This is a genomic window from Marinobacter sp. E2, from assembly GCF_055755345.1.
Window position 1 is genome coordinate 666390 of sequence record NZ_CM146911.1, and the last position, 23251, is coordinate 689640.

Below are 23251 nucleotides of genomic sequence, written 5' to 3' on the forward strand. Positions count from 1 at the left end.
GTGTCCAGCTTGAAACAACAGGGCGGCGCAGGCCTGCCCATCGCCCTGTTCATCATCACGGTGCTGGCGCTGCTGGTGATTGGCATGGCGCAGCTGCAGCAGTCCAGCGGAGAGTCGATCAGCCTGCAGATCCAGTCGCAGCGCGCGTTCTTTGCGGCCGAGAGCGGTGCCCAGGTAGCGGTTCGTGAGGCTCTGGAGGCGTCAAGCTGTGCCGCCATCACCAGTCCGGTGGCTTTCAGCACGCCAGGTCTGTCCGGGTGTCGTGCTGTAGTCAGCTGTGAGTCGGTAACGGAAGACATCGGTGGCTCGGGCGGCGATACGGTGTATACCATCGTAAGCGAGGGCCAGTGCGGCGCGGGGCCGGACCAGGCGAGCCGGGCAGTTGAGGTGCGAGTTCGATGATTTGGCGATTGGCTGTTTTTCTCCTGTTGTGGTTACTCCTTGGCTCCGTTGCGAGCGCGGAGATAGTGCTTTCTGCGAACAACGATCCGAATGGTCCGGTAACTGTGAATGTGGGCGACACGGTCTACCTCGAGGTGACGGCAACGGGTTGCGAAAATGTCCAGGGTAATAACGGCGTCTGGCGGGATAACTGGGTGAATGCAGGTGATCCCGAGCAGCAGATCTTCGGGACCAGCCCCTGTTCCATTCCTGCTTTTGGCCGAACGGTCAGCTACGGTTCCCCGGGCACTTATACCGTTGAGTTTATTTCCGAGTACTGCCGAAATTACCGATTTGGCGATTGCAGGACAGGATGGACCGAAGACCAGCGCGATTCCATTGTCGTGATTGTTCTGGACCCGCAAGCACTGACCTGTTTTGACGACGACTATTCCGCAAACGGTCTGGCCCCGGAAGACTGGGTCACGTCTGTTGCCAGCGGGAACTTCACGCCCACCGAGATCAACGGTCGGCTTCGGATGACGGAAGCGCGATCCAACCAGTCCACCGCTGCCACACTGCAACGGGAAATTCCGGGTGCCGAGAATCTGCTGATCCTGCAGTTCGACTATTACGCCTACGGAGGTAACGGGGCAGATGGAATCGCGGTGGTTCTCTCGGACGCCGGGGTCACCCCAAGGCCCGGCAGCTTTGGTGGCTCCCTGGGATATGCCCAGCGCAACAATGGTGACGCCGGATTTGCCGGGGGCTGGTTGGGTATCGGTATTGATGAGTACGGTAACTTCTCGGCGGCCACCGAGGGTCGACAGGGCGGGCCGGGCAGAATCCAGGATTCCGTTGCCATTCGCGGATCGGGATCAGGGAACAGCGGTTATCGCTACCTGGACGGAACCGGGCGCCTGAACCCGGGTATTGACGCCACGGGACAGAACAACCCTCACCGTTATCGCATCACGGTTGATTCCCGGATTGCCGGCGAGGCCATCGTTTCCGTGGAGCGCGATACTGGCTCAGGTTTCCAGCAGTTGATCGCGCCGTTCAACGTGCTTGACGAGCCCGGCCAGGCGGCTGTTCCGGAGAACTTCCTGCTGTCACTTACCGGCTCTACCGGAGGTTCCACCAACATTCACGAACTGGACAATATGGAGCTGTGTGCCCTCAAGCTCAATCCGGTGGGTGCCCAGGTGGATCATTTTGAAATCATCCACGATGGCGTTGCCCTGAGCTGCCAGCCCGAGACGGTGACCATCCGGGCCTGCGCGACGGCAGACTGCGACCAGCCGGAAGATCTGTTTACTGATCCGGTAACCGCTACCCTGGCGCCCGGGAACGGTTGGGTGCAAGGCAACCCGATTACCTTCTCGGGCGGGGTAGGACAGGCAACGCTACAGAACACCGCAGGCGGGGTGGTCACCCTGGACGTCGTGGGGTCGGAGCCCTCGACCCGTCCCCAGTCGGTCACCCTGTGCGACAATGGCAGCGATACGCTTTCCTCGACCCAGTGCCAGTTGGAGTTCTTCGAGTCTGGCCTCGCCTTTGATGTCCCGGATCTGATTTCCCATCGACCGTCCGGTCCGGTCGAGGTTCGTGCCGTCCGGCAGGACGAGCAGAGCCAGGCGTGCGTACCGGCCTTCGAGAACGTCACCCGCCCCGTGCATTTCTGGTCGACCTACTCGGATCCGGGGCCAAACGGACGCCCCGTGAGTCGCGCGGTCGCGGTCAATGGGGCAGACATCAGTGGTGATTCCGCCAATCCGTCGGTGGTTGACCTGGATTTCGGCCCGGGAGGCATTGCCGAGGTTGAGGTGACCTATCCCGATGCCGGCCTGATGCAACTGGATGCCCGCTATATCGGTTCGACTGCCACCGATGACGACGGGCTGGTTATGCCCGGGGCTGACCTGTTTGCGAGCCGGCCTGCCGGACTTTGTGTTCGTACCGGCGGCGAGTGTGCCGCCGGGGATAGCACCTGCCCGACGTTCGTGCGGGCCGACGAGGAATTCGACCTGTCGATTACCGCCGTTGGCTGGCAGAGTGATACCGACGCCGACCTCTGCCAGGGCAACCCGGTAACCCCGAATTTCCGCCTGCTGGATATACCCCTGACGTCATCGGTGCAGGCACCGGCCGGGGGCGCCGATGGCGTGTTCGAGCCGGCCAGCTACACCCACACCCGCTCGGCCAGCGCCACGGAAACGATTCGGGCGCGGGTTTCCGAAGTGGGTGTTTTCGAGTTCTCTGCCACGCCAACGGCCGGCTCCTACCTTGGCCTGACCCCCGACGGAGGCAAGAGCCAGCCGACGGGCCGTTTTTATCCGGATCGGTTTGCCGTTGCGGTGGATCCCGGGGAAATGGCGCCTGTTTGCAGCACGGGCGCCCCGTTCACCTACATCGGCCAGAGTTTCGGGTATCTGGCCACGCCAAGTCTGACCATCGAGCCCCTTTCCCTGGCAGGCACGCGCACTCGGAACTACACGGCCGCCGGGTTCCAGCGGCTCAACGAATCGGGAGTGATCAGGAGCTTCCCCAGCCAGGATGCCTCCGCGACGGACCAGGCCGGGAGTGCCATGGTGGTGACGTCCGGTGTTGCCACAGGCGCGCTGGCCGTAACCGCCCCGGGCTTGATGACCTACACCTACGATCTGGGCGACAGCTTTGAATACACAAAATCGGCCGCGGCTCGCATTGCCCCGTTTGCCCCCGAACTGCCGTTCTCGATTGACAGCATCACTGACAGTGACGGAGTAAACGCCGAGCAGCCTTCCTATCCCTTCACGCCGTTGGCAGCGTTTGAGATGTATTACGGTCGTCTGGTGATGGAGAACGTCTACGGCCCTGAGAACATCATGGAGCTGGAGATGCCTTTCCGGGTGGAGTATTGGAACGGTGCCCGTTACGTTGTGAACACCGACGATAGCTGTACCGACTGGACCACCGCCGATATCAGCAACACGGCTAACCATCACACGCTGGTCACCGACTCAGGCACATTCACAACGGGCTCCGCAGGACCGCTGATCCTTCAGCCAAACGGCACCCAGGGGACGGATACCCTGATCTGGGCGGTTGAACAATGGCTGCGTGACGACGAGGATGGCGATGGTACTCTCGACAACCCGGTGGGCCTGGCCACCTTTGGCGTGTTCCGCGGGCACGACCGGGTGATCTACTGGCAGGAGCCATAAAAAAGGGCAGGACTGCCGTCCTGCCCTGAAGCGTTCGCGAACCCCGGCGGTTCGCCAATCGTCAATCCTCTTCGTGCTCCGGATGATCCATGCCCAGTTCGTTGATTTTCCGGGTCAGGGTATTCCGTCCCCAGCCCAGCAGGATGGAGGCATCCCGGCGGCGGCCGCCGGTGTGTTTAAGAGCGGTCTCGATCATGATCTTCTCGAACTCCGGCACGGCGGTATCGAGGATGCCTCTCTTGCCCCGCTTCAGCTCCTGCTCAGCCCAGTTCTTCAGACCCTCCTCCCACGTCGTGCCGGTGGTGGGCGTCTCCGCCTGGTGCAGCAGTTCAGGCGGCAGATCATCAATGTGAATTTCGCGGCCGCTGGCCATCACCGTCAGCCAGCGGCAGGTGTTCTCAAGTTGCCGAACGTTGCCTGGCCAGGGAAGGGTCGTCAGGTACTCTTCCGCCTCTTCGCGCAGGATTTTGGGCTCCACCGCCAGTTCCTTGGCCGCCCGCTTCAGGAAATGCTGCATCAGGCGCGGGATGTCTTCCCGGCGCTCGGCCAGTCTGGGCAGATGCACCCGGATGACGTTCAGTCGGTGGAACAGGTCTTCCCGGAAGTTACCGGCCTGTACCAGTTTCTCGAGATCCTGGTGGGTTGCCGCGATGATCCGGACATCCACCTTGATGGGGGTAGTGCCGCCCACCCGGTAGAATTCGCCATCGGCCAGCACGCGCAGCAGCCGGGTCTGGGTATCGGCGGGCATGTCGCCGATCTCGTCCAGGAACAGGGTGCCGCCATTGGCCTGCTCGAAGCGCCCCTGGCGGGCCGCGCCGGCTCCGGTAAAGGCGCCTTTTTCGTGGCCGAAGAGTTCGGATTCAATCAGGTCCTTGGGAATGGCGGCCATGTTCAGGGCGATAAACGGATGGCTCGCCCTGGGGCTGTGGTTGTGCAGTGCCTGGGCCACCAGTTCCTTCCCGGTACCGCTCTCGCCGTTGATTAGTACCGTGATGTTGGAGTGAGAGAGCCGGCCGATGGCCCGGAAGACCTCCTGCATGGCCGGTGCCTCGCCGATGATTTCGGCGCTGCGCTGGGCGCTCTCGGCCTGGGGCTCGCCACTGGCCCGTTTTTCGTGGCTGTGGGCTACGGCCCGCTTGACCAGCGCCACGGCATCGTCCACATCGAAGGGCTTGGGCAGGTACTCGAAGGCGCCGGTCTGGTAACTGGTTACCGCGCTTTCCAGATCGGAATGGGCGGTCATGATGATGACAGGCACATCCGGGTGCACGTCCACGATCTGTGACAGCAGGGTGATGCCGTCCACGCCCGGCATCCGGATGTCGCTGACAATGGCATCGGGCTGCTCGTGCTCGAGCCGCATCATGATGCTTTCTCCGCTGTCAAAAACGCGGGGCTGCATACCGGCCTGGTTCAGGGCGCGCTCCAGCACCCAGCGAATACTGCGATCGTCGTCAATGATCCAGACGTTTGCCGGTTGGCTCATGGGGTGTCCTCCAGGGGCAGGAAGATGATGAAGTCAGTTCGGCCTGGCTCGCTTTCGCACTCCACCAGTCCGTGGTGTTGTCCGATGATGCTCTGGGTAATGGACAGGCCCAGGCCGGTGCCGCTGGCCCGGCCGCTGATCATCGGATAAAAAATGTTTTGCAGTAGATCCGGCGGAATGCCCGGTCCGTTATCAATGACATCCACCCGGCACACCAGCTTGTGGCGGCGGTGACCGATGGTGAACTGGCGCAGCGTCCGGGTCCGGAATGTGATGGTTGGCGGTTCGCTGGCGGTATGGCCGCTCTGGTTCTCGAACGCGGCCTCCATGGCATTACGGGCGATGTTCAGAAATGCCTGGATCAGCTGCTCCTTGTCGCCCCGGAACTCGGGAATGCTGGGGTCGTAGTCGCGGCTGAAATGCAGGCGACCCTTGCTCTCGGCTTCAAGGAGAGTGCCCACTCTCTCCAGTACTTCGTGAATGTTGGTCGGGGCCAGCTTCAGGGCCTTGTTGGGGCCGAGCATGCGGTCGACAAGGCTTCTGAGGCGGTCGGCCTCATCGATGATTACGCGGGTGTATTCGCGCTGGTCCTCGCTGCCGAGTTCACGGTCCAGTAGCTGGGCGGCGCCGCGAATGCCTCCGAGCGGATTCTTGATCTCGTGGGCCATGCCGCGCACCAGGATGCGGGTGGTTTCCTGCTGGGAAATGATGTCTTCCTCACGGCTGATCCGCATCAGGCGGTCCCGGGGCTGGATTTCAATCAGCAGCTCTGTGGGCTCGAGACTGATCGGCGTGACAGAGTAGTCGACCGTCAGGCGGGAGCCACTGGTAAGCAGGAATTCAGCCTCACGCCTGGTGTAGGACTGTCCGTTCCGGACCGCCGCGAGAAGGGTTTTCAGGGCGTCCTCAGATTCCACCAGGATGTCCCGAAAGGGCTGGCCGTGGCTCCGGGTCATGCTGGTTTCAAACAGGCTTTCGGCGGCCGGATTCAGATACTGGATATTGAGATTGTCCTCGAGCACCAGAACAGCCGTGGTAAGGCTGTCGAGAATGCTTTTGTATCCGACTGGAGTGGCCGAAGGCAGAGCCATGCGTGAATCCCGTTGGTTCGACATTGGATGACCTCCGGAGTTTTGCAAAAAGCGAACCACATTGGTGTCGATGGTCGAATGAACGGGCGAAGTGCGGGCATTGGAGCCCATCAGCGCTGAAATGTGCCAAAAGCTGGTGCAGGGAAGGCAAAAAAGAATGACCAGCCCGGGTCAAGCGCCCCGTTGCTGGTCAGAGTATGGCTTGTTTCTGGTGCGCGCGCACCAAATTAGTGCAAGCTTGGTGTGGGCGGAATCAGTTGAGGACGGATGGCCGGTGTACGGTGAAGGAAATGGCCGGCCCCGTTTTCACCTGCACCCCATTTTCATCAACGATATGAACCCGGGCTTCGTGGGTCCCACGGAACACGTTGTTCACCGTGATCGAACCGGAGCTGCTCTGACCCACCGGTTGGCCATCGAGGGTGACTTCGTACTTGTGGCCCGCCTGCAGACCTGGCGTGCTGGTCACTTCGAACTGAATGTCACCGCTGCCACTGTAGAAGGCCTGGTTGTTCTCAGGGTAACTGAAGGACACGCTGTCATAGGCCGCGCCCTCCCTGCGAACTTCTTCCCGCAGCTTGTCGGTTTCCTGAACCGTCTGGGGCTTGGGCAGGGTAATTGTAGTAACCGGTTTGACTTCGACCGCCTCAGAGCCTTCGGACGGTTCGTCGGAGTAGGTGACGTTGCCGTAGGCATCGACGTTGCGATAGACCTCGGCGAATACGGGGGTGGCCAACAAAACGAAGAGGCCGGCAATCAGCCCGGACTTGAGATACATACGCTCACCTTTTATGGGGTTTCCCCGATTATCGGCGGCGCTTTACACCATTTCAACGGCCGGGCCCACGGATGTTCGTTACATATCGTTAAGGGCGGCAGGCTCTGTGGAGTCGCTCACAAAAAAAAGCCCCGCACAGGGCGGGGCTTCGATCTGCTGTTCTCTCCGGAGGCACGCTCCGGTGAGCGTTTAGCAGGAGTAGTACAGCTGGAACTCGACCGGGTGGGTGGTCATGTTCAGCTTTTCGACTTCGCCGCGCTTCAGATCAATGTAGCCGGCAATCATGTCTTCGGTGAACACGCCGCCACGGGTCAGGAACTCGTGATCCGCTTCCAGGCAGTCCAGAGCCTCGGACAGAGTCTCGGCAACCTTCGGAATGTTCAGGGCCTCTTCCTTGGGCAGGTCGTACAGATCCTTGTCCATGGCATCGCCAGGGTGGATCTTGTTCTGGATACCGTCAAGGCCGGCCATCATCAGTGCGGCAAACGCCAGGTACGGGTTCGCGGACGGATCAGGGAAGCGCACCTCGATGCGGCGGGCCTTCGGGCTGCTCACGTACGGGATACGGATGGAAGCGGAGCGGTTACGGGCAGAGTAGGCCAGCATAACCGGAGCTTCGAAACCGGGAACCAGACGCTTGTAGCTGTTGGTGGCCGGGTTGGTGAAGGCGTTGATGGCCTTGGCATGCTTGATTACACCGCCGATGTAGTACAGGGCAGCTTCGCTGAGGCCAGCGTAGCTATCGCCGGCAAACAGGTTCTTGCCGTCCTTGCTCAGGGACATGTGTACGTGCATACCGGAGCCGTTGTCACCAACTACCGGCTTGGGCATGAAGGTGGCGGTCTTGCCGTAGGCGTGTGCCACGTTGTGCACGCAGTACTTCAGAATCTGTACTTCGTCGGCCTTGCGGGTCAGGGTGTTGGCACCAACGCCGATTTCACACTGGCCGGCAGTTCCCACTTCATGGTGGTGTACTTCAATTTCCAGGCCCATGGACTCCATGGCGGCACACATCGCGCCACGCAGGTCGTGCAGGCTGTCAACCGGCGGAACCGGGAAGTAACCGCCTTTCACGCCCGGACGGTGACCGATGTTGTTGCGGTCGAAGTCTTCGCCGGATACCCAGGCTGCTTCCTCGGAGTGGATGTGGTAGGAGGCGCCTTGCATGTCGACGTTCCACTTCACGGAGTCGAACACAAAGAACTCGGGCTCGGGGCCGAACAGGGCGCCATCGGCAATGCCGGTGGACTTCAGGTATTCCTCGGCGCGACGGGCAACAGAGCGGGGATCACGCTCATATCCCTGCATGGTGGAGGGCTCCACAATGTTACAGGTGATGTTGACAGTCGTTTCTTCGGTGAACGGATCCAGAACGGAAGTTTCGTCGTCCGGCATCAGGATCATGTCGGATTCGTTGATGCCTTTCCAGCCGGCGATGGAGGAGCCGTCGAACATCTTGCCGTCGGTGAAGAAGTCTTCGTCCACCTCGGTGGCGGGCAGGGTCACGTGCTGCTCTTTACCACGGCTGTCGGTGAAGCGCAGATCAACCCATTTGACTTCGTGTTCTTTGATCAAATCAACTGTCTTGGACATTGTGCATGCTCCGTTAGTTATACCGCACAGGCGGCTGCATTCATGTTCGTGGTGCCGGATCGCCCGCCCTTGCGGGTTCCGATCGGTTTCTCAGGTTTGCGCAGCTTAGCAAATGCCAGTGACACTTACCTGCAAATTTCGGCTGATTTCGGTAAAGCAAGGTGCTTGCCAATTTTTGGGGCGTGCTCCAGAACAGCGCAACTGCGAGGGTTTGGGGCATGGCGCCGGCGCCGGGCCAGAGTCAGCTACGCCTTACGCACCAAATCAGTGCACTAATATGGTGCATTTATTGGTGGGGTGCATCAAAAGAGTGCGGGGCGCCCAGCGTGGCAAGTTGAGTAAAGAATAGGCGTTTTTCTTCATATTAACGACACCGACTTTTCGATATACTGCGCGCCGCTTCATTTTCACCCTGCCTTTTTCAGATCCCGGATCGAAAAGCTCCGTGCAGGGCGCCGGGCAGTCAGTTCCGGTGAATGAATTCATTTTACGGATTTGAGACGGCATGTGCCGGGGCTTCCCCTGCGAACGACCTTCTCAGGTCATTGAGTGCATGCCGCAGGATACTTTTTGTGATTGAGAAACTTCGTAATATCGCCATCATCGCCCACGTCGACCATGGTAAAACCACGCTGGTAGACAAACTGCTTCGCCAGTCCGGCACCCTCGACCGCAAGGAACTTGAAAGCGAACGGGTCATGGACTCGAACGACCAGGAAAAAGAGCGGGGCATTACCATTCTGGCCAAGAACACCGCCCTGAAGTGGAACGGGTACGACATCAACATTGTGGATACCCCGGGACACGCGGACTTCGGTGGTGAAGTTGAGCGGGTGATGAGCATGGTGGATTGCGTGCTGCTGGTGGTGGATTCCATCGACGGCCCCATGCCCCAGACCCGCTTTGTTACCCAGAAGGCGTTTGCGGCCGGCCTGCGGCCGATCGTGGTGGTCAACAAGATCGACCGCCCGGGTGCCCGCCCGGACTGGGTGGTGGATCAGGTGTTTGACCTGTTCGATAACCTGGGTGCCACCGATGAGCAGCTGGACTTTCCGATCGTTTACGCCAGCGCCCTGAACGGTATTGCCGGCGTCGACCATGAAAACCTCGACGACAACATGGACGCCGTGTTCCAGGCGATCGTCGATCACGTGCCGGCACCGAACGTGGACCTGGACGGCCCCTTCCAGATGCAGATTTCCCAGCTCGACTACAGCAGCTTCCTGGGTGTGATCGGCATCGGGCGGATCATGCGCGGAAAGATCAAAACCAACTCCCCGGTCACCGCCATTGGCGCCAATGGCAAGAAGCGTAACGGCCGTATTCTCAAGATCATGGGTCATTTCGGCCTGCAACGGGTAGAGGTGGAAGAGGCCCAGGCCGGTGACATTGTCTGCGTCAGCGGCATGGACGAGCTGTTCATCTCCGACACCCTCTGCGACCCCGCCAACGTGGAAGCCCTGCCGGCCCTGACCGTGGACGAGCCGACCGTATCAATGACCTTCCAGGTTAACGATTCGCCGTTCGCTGGCAAGGAAGGCAAGTACGTGACCAGCCGCAACATCAAGGAACGTCTTGAGAAAGAGCTGCTGCACAACGTGGCGCTGCGGGTTGAAGAGGGTGATTCCGCCGACAAGTTCAAGGTGTCTGGTCGCGGCGAACTGCACCTCTCGGTGTTGATCGAGAACATGCGCCGCGAGAACTTCGAACTGGCCGTGGGCCGTCCTGAAGTGGTCATCAAAGAAGTGGATGGCGTCAAGCAGGAGCCCTACGAGAACGTGATTGTAGACATTGAAGAGCAGCACCAGGGCGCTGTGATGGAACAGATGGGCCTGCGCAAGGGCGATCTGACCAACATGGTGCCGGATGGCAAGGGCCGCATGCGGCTGGATTACACCATCCCCGCTCGCGGGTTGATCGGTTTCCGGAACACCTTCCTGACCATGACCTCCGGTACCGGCATTCTCACCTCCACCTTCAGCCATTACGGCCCGATCAAGGTGGGCGATGTCACCAGTCGTCAGAACGGCGTGCTGGTCTCCATGGCAACGGGCACTGCCCTGACTTATTCCCTGGAGACGCTGCAGAGCCGTGGCAAGCTGTTCCTTGAGCCTGGCCAGGAAATCTACGAAGGGCAGCTGTGCGGCATTCACAGTCGCGACAACGACCTGGTTGTTAACCCCACCAAGGCCAAGAAGCTCGACAACATGCGTGCCTCTGGTAAGGATGAGGTGATTGGCCTGGTGCCGCCGATCAAGTACACGCTGGAGCAGGCTCTGGAGTTTATCGATGACGATGAGCTGGTTGAGGTAACCCCGAAATCGATCCGGCTCCGGAAAAAGCTCCTGACCGAAAACGAGCGCAAGCGGGCCAACAAGAAGTAAGGTCTGCACTGTGTCCAGAAGGCCGGATGTGTTCAGCATCCGGCCTTTTTTATGGCTGTGACCCGTCCTGAAATACGTTGTCATCTGGAGATGCAGAGATGGACAACGTCACTCCCACCCGCAAGAAGCGCACGCAGCGTGATTACAACCTGGGCTTTAAATTAGCGGTTGTTGATCAGGTCGAAAAAGGCGAGCTCACCTATAAACAGGCCCAAAGGACCTACGGCATTCAAGGGCGCAGCACGGTTCTCACTTGGCTGCGCAAGCATGGTAGATTGGACTGGTCCCTGCCGAGGAACTCGCCCATGAACCGATCCCAGGAAACGCCCGAGCAGAAGATCAAGCGACTTGAAAAAGAGCTAGAAGATGAGCGTCTTCGCAATCTCCTGCTCAATGAGATGGTCGATATTATGGATCGGGAATACGGAGCCGGTCTGCGAAAAAAGTATTTATCCAAGGAGCGCGTACGCTGCAAGCAAAAGGCAAAGTAAGCCTGAGCAAAAGCTGCTCGCTCTTTGGAGTAACACGCCAGGCGGTTTATCAGCGTCTTCAGCGGCGGAGAAGGCGCCAAAGTGAGCTGGAGCCGGTTAAAGCGCTTGTGCAGCAGATTCGAAAACGATTGCCGCGACTGGGAACACGCAAGCTGTATTATCTGTTGCGCGAAGAATTTCAGGCCCTTGGCATCAAGCTGGGTCGAGATGGTTTGTTTGATTACCTGCGTCAGCACCAGTTACTGGTTCATCCGAAGAAAAACTATACGAAAACAACCGACAGCCGCCATTGGATGAGGAAGCATCCCAACCTGTTTGCAGGATGTGAGCTGCATCGTCCCGAGCAGGTCTTCGTGAGCGATATCACCTACGTCGAAACAGATGAGGGGGTGCATTATCTATCCCTGGTTACGGATGCCTTCTCACGCAAGATCATGGGCCATAACCTCAGTCACGAGATGAAAGCTTCCGATACCGTGGCCGCGCTGAACCAGGCCGTCCGTCATCGTATGACCGACCAACCCCTGATACATCATTCGGATCGAGGCATCCAATACTGCTCTTCTCTGTACCAAGGAGTGCTGCGGAAACATCAGATTCGGCCATCCATGACCGATGGGTATGATTGCTACCAGAATGCTCTTGCTGAGCGGATCAACGGCATCCTCAAGCAGGAGTTCCTGATCAATCGATGTCGAACCTTTGCCGAGTTGGGCGTACTGATCAAGGAGTCTGTTGATGCCTATAATACCTACAGGCCACACCTCAGCCTCGGCATGAAAACGCCACAAGAGGTACATGAAAAAGCCAGCACCCGAGGGGAGCTGGCTTCAACAAAAACCGTCAACGTATATTAGGACGGGTCACTGTCTGCCTGATTGTCCCTTTCCGGCAGCTATCGGCTAAACTCCCGTTAAAATCCTTTCTTTCTATTGTCGGAGAGTCCGATGCTCACGCTGTACCCTGAACTCAAGCCCAACGCGCAGCACCGCCTGGCCGTGGAGCCGCCCCACGAACTTTACGTGGAAGAGAGTGGCAATCCCGACGGCATTCCAGTGCTGGTGGTTCACGGTGGGCCAGGCGGAGGGTGTGAGGACTATCATCGCCGGTTCTTCGACGCTGAGCGGTTCCGCATCATCCTGATGGATCAGCGAGGGGCGGGACGGTCGACTCCGCTGGCGGAGCTGCAAGGCAACAGTACTGACCGACTCATTGAAGACATGGAAGCGGTGCGCGCGTTTCTCGGGGTCGACCAGTGGCTGCTGTTCGGTGGCAGCTGGGGGTCGACACTGAGTCTGGTCTACGCTCAGACGCATCCGGAGCGTGTCCTCGGGCTGGTGTTGCGGGGAATTTTCCTCTGCCGCCCGAGGGATATCCAGTGGTTCTACCAGGACGGAGCCAGCCGGGTGTTTCCCGATTACTGGGCGGATTTCGAAGCGCCCATTCCTGAGCATGAGCGCGCGGATATGGTGGCGGCCTATTACCGTCGCCTTACCAGCGCCAACGAGCTGGAGCAGATTCAGGCCGCCAAGGCCTGGTCGGTCTGGGAGGGGCGGTGTGCCACCCTGCATCCCAATCCCCGGGTTGTCGAACATTTTGGTCACCCGCACGTGGCAATCGCGCTGGCCCGCATTGAATGCCACTACTTCATGAACAATGCCTTTCTCGAGCCGGACCAGATCGTCAGGGACGCGGCGCGCCTCGCCGACATCCCCGGCATTATTGTGCACGGTCGCTATGACATGGTGTGCCCGCTGGAGAACGCCATTGCCCTCAGCCGGGCATGGCCACAAGCCGAACTGCAGATCATCCGGGATGCGGGTCATTCTGCATCTGAGCCCGCCATTGTCGATGCCCTGATGCGCGGCGTGGAGTCCGTTGTGGCAAAAACCGGGAAAAGTGTCGGCTGATTCTCGCTTTCGGGGTTGCGGCCGGACATTACCGTCGATACACTTTTCCGCCATTGAGAACATCTCTCGTTCACGCCACCCCAAGGAAGTTGATGAAAGGGCTGATTCAGCGCGTTACGGAAGCCAGTGTTACCGTCGATAGCGAACGGGTTGCCTCCATCGGCGACGGATTACTGCTGCTGCTGGGTGTCGACAGGGACGATGGTGAGAACGAGGTCCGGGATTTGTGCCGGAAGATTATTTCCTACCGGGTATTTCCAGATGAATCCGGTCGTATGAACCGCAGTCTCGCCGACACAGATGGCGCTCTCCTTGTGGTTCCCCAGTTCACACTTTCCGCCGATACATCCTCCGGCACCCGCGCGGGCTTTTCCCGAGCGGCGGCCCCTCAGCGTGCAAGAACCCTGTTTGAGGCTTTCGTTGCAGAGGCCCGGGATGAGCTCGGCTCTGACAGGGTGGGTGCCGGTGTGTTCGGTGCAGACATGCAAGTTGGGCTGGTTAACGATGGGCCGGTGACGTTTCTGCTTGAGGTCGGTTGATGCTGCGCAGACGCTTGCACCATTTTCGGGCGCAGCAATGTGTGTGGCGTTGAAGTAGTGCACGAATTGGCTGGCTCGTCGCCAATTCGTTGCTAAAGAGATAGGGTTGTCGTTTTATATTTCTGATATGTAAGGCTTTTTAAAGGCTTGGCCCCGGAATTGAAACACATCTGTCACAGGCCGGTTCAGAGGGTTCGGGCATAAGAGCGGCGCACGCAGATGCTAAACGAACTAAAAACGCCGACTTAAAAATTTGCAAAAGACGATTGGTTGTATTAAAACACGTTTATCATGCAGAGCTTGAAGAAAGATCTGTAAGTGTTTGAGCTGTATAGACCTGACATTTGTCGGGTTTTTCAGAAAAAGAAGAAAAGTTACTTCGATGTCACAAAAATGACACAGGGGTAATGCAGAATCGGCCTCATCCAGCCTGACTGGTGATGCCTTAAAAAATCGGGATAAGAACCCGTCGCTAAAACCTGAGTTAACTCAAAAAGGAAGACGCAACATGAAAAAAACGCTCATCGCATCTGCTATTGCAGCCGCTACTTTCTCCGGTTCTGCGCTGGCCCAGATGGAAATGTCTGCTTCCGAGCTGGCTGCCAAGATGGACTCCATGCCGCAGGTGTACGGTAACATCCAGCTGGCCGTGGCTCACCGCGACGTAGAAGACGGCGAATCTGAAATCGGCCATTACGACAACGGTTCCACCATCGGTGTGAAGCACGACCACGAGCTGGCTCCGGGCATCACCGGCTTCTTCAAGGCCGAACTCGAGTTCGACGCTGACGACAAGGCCAGCAACGGCGGCCTGAACGCGTTCGACGAAGCCTACATCGGTGTTCGCGGCGACAGCTTTGGCCAGATCTGGGTTGGTTCTGACGACTCTACCTACGAAAGCGCCATCGACGAGATCGCCAACTACTACGAGTACGCTGCTCTGAGCCTGGGCAACGACAACTACTACGACACTGGCGAAGGCGACCTGATCCAGTACAGCTCCCCGAGCTTCGGCGGCCTGCAGCTGCACGGTGCTGTTCAGGTGAACGGCGACGGTGACAAGGGTGAGAAGTCCTACCCGTACCAGCTGGCCGCTACTTACGCGGTAGACGCATTTGAGCTGGCTGTTGCCATGGACTCCAACGATGGTGACTTCGCCTACTCTGACGACACCGTTGGTTCCAGCGTGAACAACGAAAACACCTACGGTCTGCGTGGTAGCTATACTGCTGGCGATCTGCGTGTTACCGCTCAGTACCAAACCCGTAAGGACGTTGGCGACGTGTGGGGCCTGTTCGGTGGTTACTCCATGGGCGCGAACACCTTCGCTCTGTCCTACGAGTTCGCCGAGGCTGACAACACCAACGCTGAAACCTCTACCATCACTGCGCAGGCTCTGCATAACCTGTCTGACAACATGTACGTGTATGTTGAAGGTTATCTGAACAACGCAGACAGCGGTGCGGCTGACGTCGACACCACTGATCTGGTAGTTGGTGCTGTTTACTACTTCTGATCAGCTAATCAGCTAGTCTGGTAGTATGAAAACCGGCGACCTTCGGGTCGCCGGTTTTTGCGTTTATATAACCCGCAACAGGCTTTAGCGATGGCGACCGAACTGGAAATCAAACTGAGTGTCTCGGAGCATGCCCAGGAGCAGGCCGTTCAATGGCTCAGCGGGCGGACGGACGTGCATTCCGGTAAAACCATGGATCTGGTCAATCGGTATTTCGATACACCGGGCGGAGTGCTCAACCGCTCGAAAGCGGCGTTGCGGATTCGTAAGGCCGGCGATGCCTTTATCCAGACCCTGAAAACCCGGGGCGAGTTTGTTAACGGTGCCCATGCCCGTGAAGAGTGGGAATGGCCGCTGGCTGGCCCGGATCTCGATCTTGATCTGCTGGCTGACACGCCTTTGCATCGAACGCTGGACCTCAGCGAATTGGGCGTGGTGTTTGAAACCAATTTCCAGCGCCGGATCTTCTGGCTACAACAGGATGCTGCAACCATCGAAGTGGCGGTGGACTCTGGTGTCGTAAAAGCGGGTGACAAACGCCTGCCACTGAACGAAATCGAGTTCGAACTGAAATCCGGAGCCCCTGAAAGCCTGGTGAATGCGGCCCTGGCACTGGCGGACGAGGTGCCTGTATTTCTCAATCTCGTCAGCAAGGCCGAGCAGGGGTACTGGCTGGGTGGTTTGTATCATCCCCAACTGGAGGCCGGGCACGAGAGACTGTCGGTCACCGCCTACCTCAAGACACTGGGGCATGGCTGGTTGCTGGAAAAACCAGTGCCAATCCAGATGCTGGACCTGTCGCGGGTAGCGGGTGCGGCAGACGCCGCAGGCTGTTCGGAGCTATGGCGCCAGGTAAACGATGAGCTCTCCCGCGGCGTTCTGGTTCGGGAGTTTGCCGAGCGCGCCACGCTGCTCGGACGGCTTCAGCTGCAGTTGGCCGCTGCGGGTCAGGTTTGAGCGCTTTCTTCGTCCGCGTCTTTTCCCGTGTCGCTGTGGGCTTGCCATTGTTTCAGGAAGGCGCGATGACGCTCCAGCGCCTCCTCGACCGCCTCCACGTCGGGCGTCTCCGAGGATTTCACCAGCACGATTAAGCCCTTGCCTTCAATTTCACGATCGGTCGGTGGATGACAGATGACCTCGTTATCGTCATCGATATACGCGAGGGCCGTGCCGATGCCGTGACGCACCAGTGCGCTGACAATGTCGGCCCAGTTAAGATCGTCGAGGGTGAGATCGTACCGGTGCGGATGATCGTGCTCGTAGTTGAACATGTCTTCCAGCACTTTCTCTGAACCGGGTGCCACCACCGAGCGAACCATGATTTCCGGGTAGGTGCGGACGGGGCGGATAATGGTTCTGACACCCAGAATCTTGAATCGCCCGCGGTTCTCGTCGTTAACGCATTCCACGATGGTCCGGTTGCCGAGGTTCAGCTCGGTGAGTCGGTGGGCGATGTCAAAGGTCAGGCTGTCCGAGTAGGGATCCGCCTCATCGGCGGCCAGAACGATGACATGTCTGGCACTGCCCGCGTGTACCGCCTTCAGCGACTCTGGTTCAAAGCCGGCACCGTGATAGTGCACAACGCCAATGTCTGAAAGTTCCGTCGGGAGGCCGTTCGGGAACTGGCGCGTCAGAATCATGATCGGGATGGTCTGGTAATCCGGAATCGAGCGAATCTGCGTGGCAAATCGCATGAAGTACTGCTCGCCGCCGCTTCTTGGCGTGTTGATGATCACGATATGGTCATTCATTTTGTAGATCCACTTGCCCATCAGAATGCGTTCCCGGCGATAGAACCGGTACTCGATAAAGTCGCTGACAATCAATGTCAGCAGGGTGATCGCGCCCACGAACATGATCAGTATGGTGCTCAGCCGGCCTACTGTGGTCTTGGGAGCGAAGTCGCCATAGCCCACCGTAGACACCGTGGTCATGGTGATCCACACCGATTCGAAAAGGCTCAGGTCCTCGACCGCCCAGATCACCAGTATCTGCAGGGTGAGCAGCCCGGCAAGCAGCAGGAACAGGCGCTTCATGCGTTCACGGATCAGGCTGCCCATGGGCAGATGAGAGCCCTGATGTTCCGGATTGAGGGGGCGGCGGTTTCGCTGCATCCGTCTGTTCAGCCTGTTCAGTTGCGGTAGAGTAGGGTATAGAGTACCGGAAATATAACAGAGGAACAGGGGGTTGCATTATGTCCGAGCCATGGCAGGGCTTGCCGGAACGACTTTCGGACGACGTTGCCGGATGCTGGCACTCGGTGTTTCCAGAGGGCGTTCCGGACTGGCTTGTCTCGCCCGAGGGTATGAGCGAGACGGTGATTGCCACTGCAATCTCCCGAAGCGTGTTTCTGCGCCAGACGCTGCAGCGCCACCCGGAGCAGGTCAGGGCGCTCCTTGACTCGCGTCCCCTGACCGAGCCTACCACCCCGGATTACCTCGACAGTCGCTGGCAGGAGTTCCTGGGCACGGTGGAGGGAGAGCCTGCGCTGCACACGGCCCTGAGACAGTTCCGGATGGAATCGCAGTTCCGGATTATCTGGCGGGATCTGATGCGCTGGGCCGACCTGGCCGAAACCATGGCAGCCACAAGTGCCTTCGCCGATACCTGCATTGATGGCGCCCTGGACTGGCTGTATCGGGATTCCTGTGCGCAGTACGGCACCCCGCGGGGCGCCGATCCGATAACCGGGCAGGAATCCGACCAGAAAATGGTGGTGCTCGGAATGGGCAAGCTCGGCGGGCGGGAGCTGAATGTTTCCTCTGATATCGATCTGATTTTTGCTTTTCCGGGCAAGGGCGAAACCGTCGGCGGTCGTCGTTCCCTGGATAACCAGCAGTTCTTTGTACGTCTTGGCCAGCGCCTGATCCAGGCCCTCGACCAGATAACCGCCGATGGCTTCGTGTTCCGCGTCGATATGCGCCTGCGTCCCTACGGCCAGAGCGGAGCCCTCGCCCTGAGCTTTGCCGCCCTCGAAACCTATTACCAGGACCAGGGCCGCGACTGGGAGCGCTACGCCATGGTCAAGGCCCGCGTGGTGGCCGGCGATCAGCGGGCGGGGCAGGTGCTGATGGACAGCCTGCGGCCCTTCGTCTACCGCAAGTACATCGACTTCAGCGCCTTTGAATCCCTGCGCAGCATGAAGGCGATGATCAGCCGGGAAGTACGGCGCCAGGGCATGGAGAACAACATCAAGCTCGGCAGCGGCGGTATCCGCGAGATCGAATTCGTGGTGCAGGCGTTCCAGCTGATTCGCGGCGGTCGCGACCGTGAACTCCAGCAACGGGAACTGCTGGTGATCCTCAAGGAGCTGGAGGCGCTGGAGCTGCTGCCATCGTCGGTGGTGCAGGAGTTGCGGGAGGCTTACATATTCCTGAGGAACCTTGAGCACGCGCTGCAGGGCATGGAGGACAAACAGACCCAGCTGTTGCCGGAGGATGCGCTGGCCCGGGCGCGGGTCGCTGCGATCATGGGCTTTGACAGCTGGGATGACTGCGACCAGGCGCTCCAGGCCCACCGCAAGCGCGTCGCCACCCACTTCGCCAATATCATTGCCACCGAAGATGATGACCAGGAAGATCGGGACGCCCCGGAAGAAGGCTGGCAGGAGATCTGGCTCGCCGAAATGGAGGACGCCGCTGCTCTGTGCTGGCTGAAAGACCGCGGCTACGAGCATCCCGAGACCACCTTGGCAGAGCTGGGCGAATTGCGCTCCAATCGTACCGTGCAAACCCTCCAGACCCAGGGCCGGCGGCGGCTCAACCAGTTCATGCCGATGCTTCTGGCCAGGCTCACGGAGGTGGAGAATCCGTCGGAAACCCTGTCCCGGGTGCTGCAACTGGTGGAAGCGATCCTGCGTCGAACCGCCTACATGGTGCTGCTGCTGGAAAATCCCGGGGCCTGCACCCAGCTGGTCCGGCTGTGCAGTGAGAGCCCGTGGATTGCCCGACAACTGGCGGAGACGCCGTTGCTGCTCGACGAGCTGCTGAACGCAGAGAGCCTGTACCATCCGCCGGCGAAAGCCGAGCTCCAGGATGACCTGCGCCAGCAGATGCTCAGGATTCCATTCGAGGATCTGGAAGAACAGATGGAATCCCTGCGTCACTTCAAGAAGGCCCATATCCTGCGCGTCGCCGCTTCCGAACTCAAAGGTACCCTGCCGCTGATGAAGGTGAGCGACTACCTGACCTGGATTGCCGAGGTGGTGCTGGACCATGTGGTGGAGGTGGCGTTCGCCAATCTGGTGAGTCGTCACGGCTATCCGCGCCGTGCCGATGGCTCGGCCTGCGAGACGGACTTCGCCATCATTGGTTACGGAAAACTGGGGGGCATCGAGCTGGGCTATACCTCCGACCTGGACCTGGTGTTTGTGCACAAGGCCGATCCGGAACAGGTTACCGATGGTGACAAATCCATCGATAATGCGGTTTTCTACACCCGGCTGGGGCAGCGTATTGTCCACATCCTCAATACCCAGACGCCCTCTGGCCAGCTGTATGAGGTGGATATGCGACTGCGGCCGTCCGGAAATTCCGGGCTTCTGGTCAGCACGCTCCAGGCCTTTGAGAAATACCAGCGCGAAGATGCCTGGACCTGGGAGCACCAGGCCCTGGCCCGGGCGCGGGGCGTGGCTGGCTGCAAAGAGACCCTGGAGGCGTTTGAGGCGATTCGCCATGACATCCTGTGCGAAAAACGGGATCGGAAGAAGCTGCGCGATGATGTGGTGGATATGCGTGAAAAGATGCGGGCCAGCCTGGGCACGCCAGAAAGCCAGCAGTCGGAGGTGTTCCACATCAAGCATGACACCGGCGGCATTGTTGATATTGAATTCATGGTGCAGTACCTGATGCTGGCCTGGTGCTCCGAGCATCCGGAACTGACCCAGTGGTCTGACAATATTCGTCAGATGGAAGAGCTTGGCCGCGCCGGGGTGCTGGCGGTTGAGGATGCCGAGAAACTCCGGGAGGCCTTTATTGCTCTGCGCTCGACCATCCATCGGAGGGCCCTGCAGAACCTGAACAGTCAGGTGGCCGGAGACGCCTTTCCCGACGAGCGTGACTACATCCGCGCCATGTGGAAAAAAGTGATGATTGAGACCTGAGGCAAATTCAATTCGGGCGGACTTTCCTGCTAGAATGCCGGTTCCCCGAAAACGGCTTTTTTAGGAGCAACGTAGCATGTCGATGGCTGATCGCGATGGCCTTATCTGGCTGGATGGTGAAATGGTTCCCTGGCGGGAAGCCAAAACCCACGTCCTGACCCACACCCTGCATTACGGCCTCGGCTGTTTCGAGGGCGTGCGTGCCTATAACACCGCGAACGGCCCGGCGATTTTCCGCCTCAAAGAGCACACCGACCGGCTGTTCCGTTCCGCCCACATCCTGAACATGAAGATGCCGTTCAGCAAAGAAGAACTGAACGAGGCCCAGCGCGCAGCGGTTCGCGAGAACAATCTGGACGAAGCCTACCTTCGCCCGATGGCGTTCCTGGGATCCGAGGGCATGGGGCTGCGGGCCGACAACCTGAAGGTGCACGTGATGGTGGCGGCCTGGAGCTGGCCTTCCTACATGTCGCCTGAAGCCAAGGAAATGGGGATCAAGGTGCGCACGTCTTCCTACACGCGTCACCACGTCAATATCACCATGTGCAAGGCCAAGGCCAACGGTAACTACATCAACTCGATGCTGGCCCTGAACGAAGCCATTTCGGGCGGTGCCGAGGAGGCCTTGCTGCTGGACAACGAGGGCTATGTGGCCGAAGGTTCCGGCGAGAACATCTTCATTGTGCGCGATGGCGTGCTGCACACCCCGGAGCTGACCTCCTGCCTGGAAGGCATCACCCGGGCCACCATTATCGATTTTGCCCGTGATCTCGGCCTGACTGTGAAAGAGCGTCGCATCACCCGGGATGAAGTCTATGTGGCGGAAGAGGCCTTCTTCACCGGCACGGCTGCCGAAGTACTGCCGATTCGCGAGCTGGACGGCCGGGTCATCGGCGCCGGTAAGCGGGGCCCGGTCACCGAGAAGCTCCAGGGCATGTACTTTGATGCGGTGAAGGGCAAGCTGGCTCAGCACAGCAACTGGCTGACCCACGTCAAGGGTTGATCATACCCGGTATCGCGAGCCGCCGTTGACTGATACAGCCCGGCGGCTTTGTTGTTTCAGAATTCCCTCGAAAAGGCAGGATAAGCCATGGCAGACGTAATCAAGGTTCCGGTATCTTTCGGCGAGGTGCTGGACAAGATCACCATCCTCGAAATCAAGTCCGAGCGTATCAAGGACGAAGCCAAACTGAAGAATGTACGCCTGGAGCTGGATGAGCTGAGCGCGACCTGGGATGAGGCGGTGAAGGACAAGGCCGCGGAGATTGCAGACCTGCGCCGGCAGCTCAAGGCTGTGAACGAAGAGCTGTGGGTCATCGAGGACGATATCCGGGACCAGGAAGCGGCGCAGGATTTCGGCCCCCGTTTTATCGAACTGGCCCGGGCCGTTTATGTCACCAATGACAAGCGTGCCGCCATCAAGAAAGAAGTAAACCTGGCCCTGGGCTCGCGTTTTGTGGAAGAGAAGTCCTACCAGGATTACACCGCCAGAAAGTGAGGGGGCCTTTCTCTCTCCTGCGGAAAAACGAGGCCGGTAGGTCGGATTGGCAAAGCGTAATCCGACAAAATCCCAACGGCGCCCGAGTCAGTCAGCTCGTGGCGCCGTTGTTGTTTTTGGCGCAGGGTGCGCCTCAACCCACCGGTCGAGCATTGCCGTGGCATCCGCCACTGCAATCAGTTCCATCGCCCCCTCGAATTCGGCCTTCGCGCCCCAGCGCGCCTGCTCCACCGACTTTCCGGTGAATTTCTGCAAAGCCTCCGGGTAGCGGTTCACGCACCACTCGAGGGAATTATAGGGGCCGGAGCGGTAGGGATTGCTGGCGGCAAACAATCCCAGAACATCGGTGCCAACGGCGCTGGCAATATGCGCAGGACCAGTGTCCGGGGCCACGACAAGGTCGGCCCGGGCCAACAGCGCAGTCAGCTGTTTCAGAGTGTCCTTGCCGCAGATATTGTGGGCCTTTTCCTTCATGGCGGCTTCAATGGCCGCGCAGTATTCGTTCTCGAAGGGGGCGGGGCTGCCGACCAGTATGACCTTCATGCCATGCTTCTGAACCGCATGGTCGGCCAGCTGTGCGTAGCGCTCCGCTGGCCAGTTCCGCAGGATATGACTGGCACAGGGGCTGATCACCAGGTTCCGGCGGTCGCTTGCCAGTTGTTCCGCCGCGAACGCGTTGTCCTCTTCGCTGAGCGGAATCTGCCAGCGGGGCGGGGCAGACTCAAGTCCCAGGGGCTCGAGGAAGCTGGCGAGGCAGTCCCGCACGTGCTGCTCCGGCGCCGGCTTGATGCGGCGGTTGATAAAGAGACTGTGCAGGTCCTTGCTCCTGGCTCTGTCGTATCCGACTCTCAGCCTGGCCGGAATACAGGCCGACGCCAGATTGGCCCGAAACGCCACCTGCATGTGTAGCAGTGCGTCGAACCGCCGGCCTTTCAGTTTCTGGCGCAACTCGGCATAGCCCCTGCGACCGGATTTCTTGTCGAAAACGATGAATTCGACACCCGGCAGATCACCGATCAGTTTTGCCTCGATCTTGCCGATCACCCAGGTGATTGTAACGCCGGGGATTTGCTCCTGAAGGCTCAAGACAACCGGAATCACGTGGGTAACATCGCCGATGGCGGACAGGCGCAGAATGCAGATGGACTTCATCAGAACAGTATCCGTTTCAGGGTGGTGCCCGGTGCTGTGGAGCTTTGCTGGCAATCATTGCTAAACTGGCGCCATTCTATCGCACTCGTGCCCACGCGTCTCAATGGTGGGGCGCGTGTTTC

17 protein-coding genes are annotated in these 23251 nt (G+C 59.2%); 11 read left to right on the plus strand and 6 right to left on the minus strand.

Translation table 11 applies throughout. The features are described from left to right. Nucleotides 1–402 (plus strand): hypothetical protein, encoded by a 402-nt coding sequence (locus tag AC0J1C_RS03045; protein ID WP_473045557.1) that lies wholly within the window; start codon nucleotides 1–3, stop codon nucleotides 400–402. 65 nt (nucleotides 403–467) lie between these two features. Beyond that, nucleotides 468–3587 (plus strand): DUF6701 domain-containing protein, encoded by a 3120-nt coding sequence (locus tag AC0J1C_RS03050; protein WP_473045558.1) that lies wholly within the window; start codon nucleotides 468–470, stop codon nucleotides 3585–3587. Between the two features lie 61 nt (nucleotides 3588–3648). On the opposite strand, the gene ntrC is transcribed toward AC0J1C_RS03050, so the two are convergent. The 4 genes from ntrC to glnA form a co-directional block, all read right to left on the minus strand. Beyond that, nucleotides 3649–5076, minus strand: a complete 1428-nt coding sequence (ntrC, locus tag AC0J1C_RS03055) for a nitrogen regulation protein NR(I) (RefSeq protein ID WP_473045560.1) — start codon at nucleotides 5074–5076, stop codon at nucleotides 3649–3651. Then, nucleotides 5073–6167: a nitrogen regulation protein NR(II) gene (glnL, locus tag AC0J1C_RS03060; RefSeq protein ID WP_375193831.1), complete on the minus strand. Its 1095-nt coding sequence runs from the start codon at nucleotides 6165–6167 to the stop codon at nucleotides 5073–5075. The genes ntrC and glnL overlap by 4 nt, the downstream gene beginning before the upstream one ends. A gap of 253 nt (nucleotides 6168–6420) precedes the next feature. Continuing rightward, nucleotides 6421–6945, minus strand: a complete 525-nt coding sequence (locus AC0J1C_RS03065) for a DUF4124 domain-containing protein (protein WP_473045561.1) — start codon at nucleotides 6943–6945, stop codon at nucleotides 6421–6423. A gap of 189 nt (nucleotides 6946–7134) precedes the next feature. Continuing rightward, nucleotides 7135–8538, minus strand: coding sequence for a glutamate--ammonia ligase (gene glnA, locus AC0J1C_RS03070; RefSeq protein WP_473045562.1), 1404 nt, complete (start codon nucleotides 8536–8538; stop codon nucleotides 7135–7137). A 572-nt stretch (nucleotides 8539–9110) separates the two neighbouring features. Between glnA and typA the strand changes: the two genes are divergently transcribed. The 6 genes from typA to AC0J1C_RS03100 all read left to right on the plus strand — a co-directional run bounded on the left by typA (nucleotide 9111) and on the right by AC0J1C_RS03100 (nucleotide 16335). Beyond that, the gene (gene typA / locus AC0J1C_RS03075) at nucleotides 9111–10922 is read left to right on the plus strand and encodes a translational GTPase TypA (protein ID WP_375172560.1); all 1812 of its coding nucleotides are present in this window, start codon (nucleotides 9111–9113) and stop codon (nucleotides 10920–10922) included. A 98-nt stretch (nucleotides 10923–11020) separates the two neighbouring features. Beyond that, nucleotides 11021–12270 (plus strand): IS3 family transposase gene (locus AC0J1C_RS03080; protein WP_473044084.1). Its coding sequence is split into 2 segments (ribosomal slippage): nucleotides 11021–11375 and nucleotides 11375–12270, totalling 1251 coding nucleotides; the frame shifts between segments, so codons are not numbered across the junction. A 90-nt stretch (nucleotides 12271–12360) separates the two neighbouring features. Next, the gene (pip, locus tag AC0J1C_RS03085) at nucleotides 12361–13323 is read left to right on the plus strand and encodes a prolyl aminopeptidase (protein ID WP_473045563.1); all 963 of its coding nucleotides are present in this window, start codon (nucleotides 12361–12363) and stop codon (nucleotides 13321–13323) included. Nucleotides 13324–13415: 92 nt separating this feature from the next. Next, complete coding sequence (gene dtd, locus AC0J1C_RS03090) at nucleotides 13416–13862, plus strand: D-aminoacyl-tRNA deacylase (RefSeq protein ID WP_473045564.1); 447 nt, start codon at nucleotides 13416–13418, stop codon at nucleotides 13860–13862. Nucleotides 13863–14370: 508 nt separating this feature from the next. After that, complete coding sequence (locus AC0J1C_RS03095; protein WP_473045566.1) at nucleotides 14371–15378, plus strand: porin; 1008 nt, start codon at nucleotides 14371–14373, stop codon at nucleotides 15376–15378. Between the two features lie 90 nt (nucleotides 15379–15468). Next, nucleotides 15469–16335 (plus strand): CYTH domain-containing protein, encoded by an 867-nt coding sequence (locus tag AC0J1C_RS03100; protein ID WP_473045567.1) that lies wholly within the window; start codon nucleotides 15469–15471, stop codon nucleotides 16333–16335. Here the strand turns inward: AC0J1C_RS03100 and AC0J1C_RS03105 are convergent. Further along, nucleotides 16326–17492 (minus strand): potassium channel family protein, encoded by a 1167-nt coding sequence (locus AC0J1C_RS03105; RefSeq protein WP_473045569.1) that lies wholly within the window; start codon nucleotides 17490–17492, stop codon nucleotides 16326–16328. The genes AC0J1C_RS03100 and AC0J1C_RS03105 overlap by 10 nt on opposite strands. Nucleotides 17493–17572: 80 nt before the next feature. Here AC0J1C_RS03105 and glnE point away from each other — a divergent pair, with 80 nt between their 5' ends. The 3 genes from glnE (at nucleotide 17573) to AC0J1C_RS03120 (ending at nucleotide 21977) form a co-directional block, all read left to right on the plus strand. Further along, nucleotides 17573–20479: a bifunctional [glutamate--ammonia ligase]-adenylyl-L-tyrosine phosphorylase/[glutamate--ammonia-ligase] adenylyltransferase gene (gene glnE, locus AC0J1C_RS03110; RefSeq protein ID WP_473045570.1), complete on the plus strand. Its 2907-nt coding sequence runs from the start codon at nucleotides 17573–17575 to the stop codon at nucleotides 20477–20479. A 76-nt stretch (nucleotides 20480–20555) separates the two neighbouring features. Then, the gene (locus AC0J1C_RS03115) at nucleotides 20556–21482 is read left to right on the plus strand and encodes a branched-chain amino acid transaminase (RefSeq protein ID WP_375193316.1); all 927 of its coding nucleotides are present in this window, start codon (nucleotides 20556–20558) and stop codon (nucleotides 21480–21482) included. Between the two features lie 87 nt (nucleotides 21483–21569). Next, a complete protein-coding gene (locus AC0J1C_RS03120) occupies nucleotides 21570–21977 on the plus strand; it encodes a DUF6165 family protein (protein WP_473045571.1) in 408 nt (135 codons plus the stop codon). An 87-nt stretch (nucleotides 21978–22064) separates the two neighbouring features. On the opposite strand, the gene AC0J1C_RS03125 is transcribed toward AC0J1C_RS03120, so the two are convergent. Next, nucleotides 22065–23129: a glycosyltransferase family 9 protein gene (locus tag AC0J1C_RS03125; RefSeq protein ID WP_473045572.1), complete on the minus strand. Its 1065-nt coding sequence runs from the start codon at nucleotides 23127–23129 to the stop codon at nucleotides 22065–22067. Nucleotides 23130–23251 lie beyond the last annotated feature (122 nt).

What these genes read in the sequence shown, in the direction of transcription:
- ntrC (WP_473045560.1), bottom strand. Translation starts at nt 5,076, where the DNA reads ATGAGCCAACCGGCAAACGTCTGGATCATTGACGACGATCGCAGTATT.
- glnL (WP_375193831.1), bottom strand. Translation starts at nt 6,167, where the DNA reads ATGGCTCTGCCTTCGGCCACTCCAGTCGGATACAAAAGCATTCTCGAC.
- AC0J1C_RS03065 (WP_473045561.1), bottom strand. Translation starts at nt 6,945, where the DNA reads ATGTATCTCAAGTCCGGGCTGATTGCCGGCCTCTTCGTTTTGTTGGCC.
- glnA (WP_473045562.1), bottom strand. Translation starts at nt 8,538, where the DNA reads ATGTCCAAGACAGTTGATTTGATCAAAGAACACGAAGTCAAATGGGTT.
- pip (WP_473045563.1), top strand. Translation starts at nt 12,361, where the DNA reads ATGCTCACGCTGTACCCTGAACTCAAGCCCAACGCGCAGCACCGCCTG.
- dtd (WP_473045564.1), top strand. Translation starts at nt 13,416, where the DNA reads ATGAAAGGGCTGATTCAGCGCGTTACGGAAGCCAGTGTTACCGTCGAT.
- AC0J1C_RS03095 (WP_473045566.1), top strand. Translation starts at nt 14,371, where the DNA reads ATGAAAAAAACGCTCATCGCATCTGCTATTGCAGCCGCTACTTTCTCC.
- AC0J1C_RS03100 (WP_473045567.1), top strand. Translation starts at nt 15,469, where the DNA reads ATGGCGACCGAACTGGAAATCAAACTGAGTGTCTCGGAGCATGCCCAG.
- AC0J1C_RS03105 (WP_473045569.1), bottom strand. Translation starts at nt 17,492, where the DNA reads ATGCAGCGAAACCGCCGCCCCCTCAATCCGGAACATCAGGGCTCTCAT.
- glnE (WP_473045570.1), top strand. Translation starts at nt 17,573, where the DNA reads ATGTCCGAGCCATGGCAGGGCTTGCCGGAACGACTTTCGGACGACGTT.
- AC0J1C_RS03115 (WP_375193316.1), top strand. Translation starts at nt 20,556, where the DNA reads ATGTCGATGGCTGATCGCGATGGCCTTATCTGGCTGGATGGTGAAATG.
- AC0J1C_RS03120 (WP_473045571.1), top strand. Translation starts at nt 21,570, where the DNA reads ATGGCAGACGTAATCAAGGTTCCGGTATCTTTCGGCGAGGTGCTGGAC.
- AC0J1C_RS03125 (WP_473045572.1), bottom strand. Translation starts at nt 23,129, where the DNA reads ATGAAGTCCATCTGCATTCTGCGCCTGTCCGCCATCGGCGATGTTACC.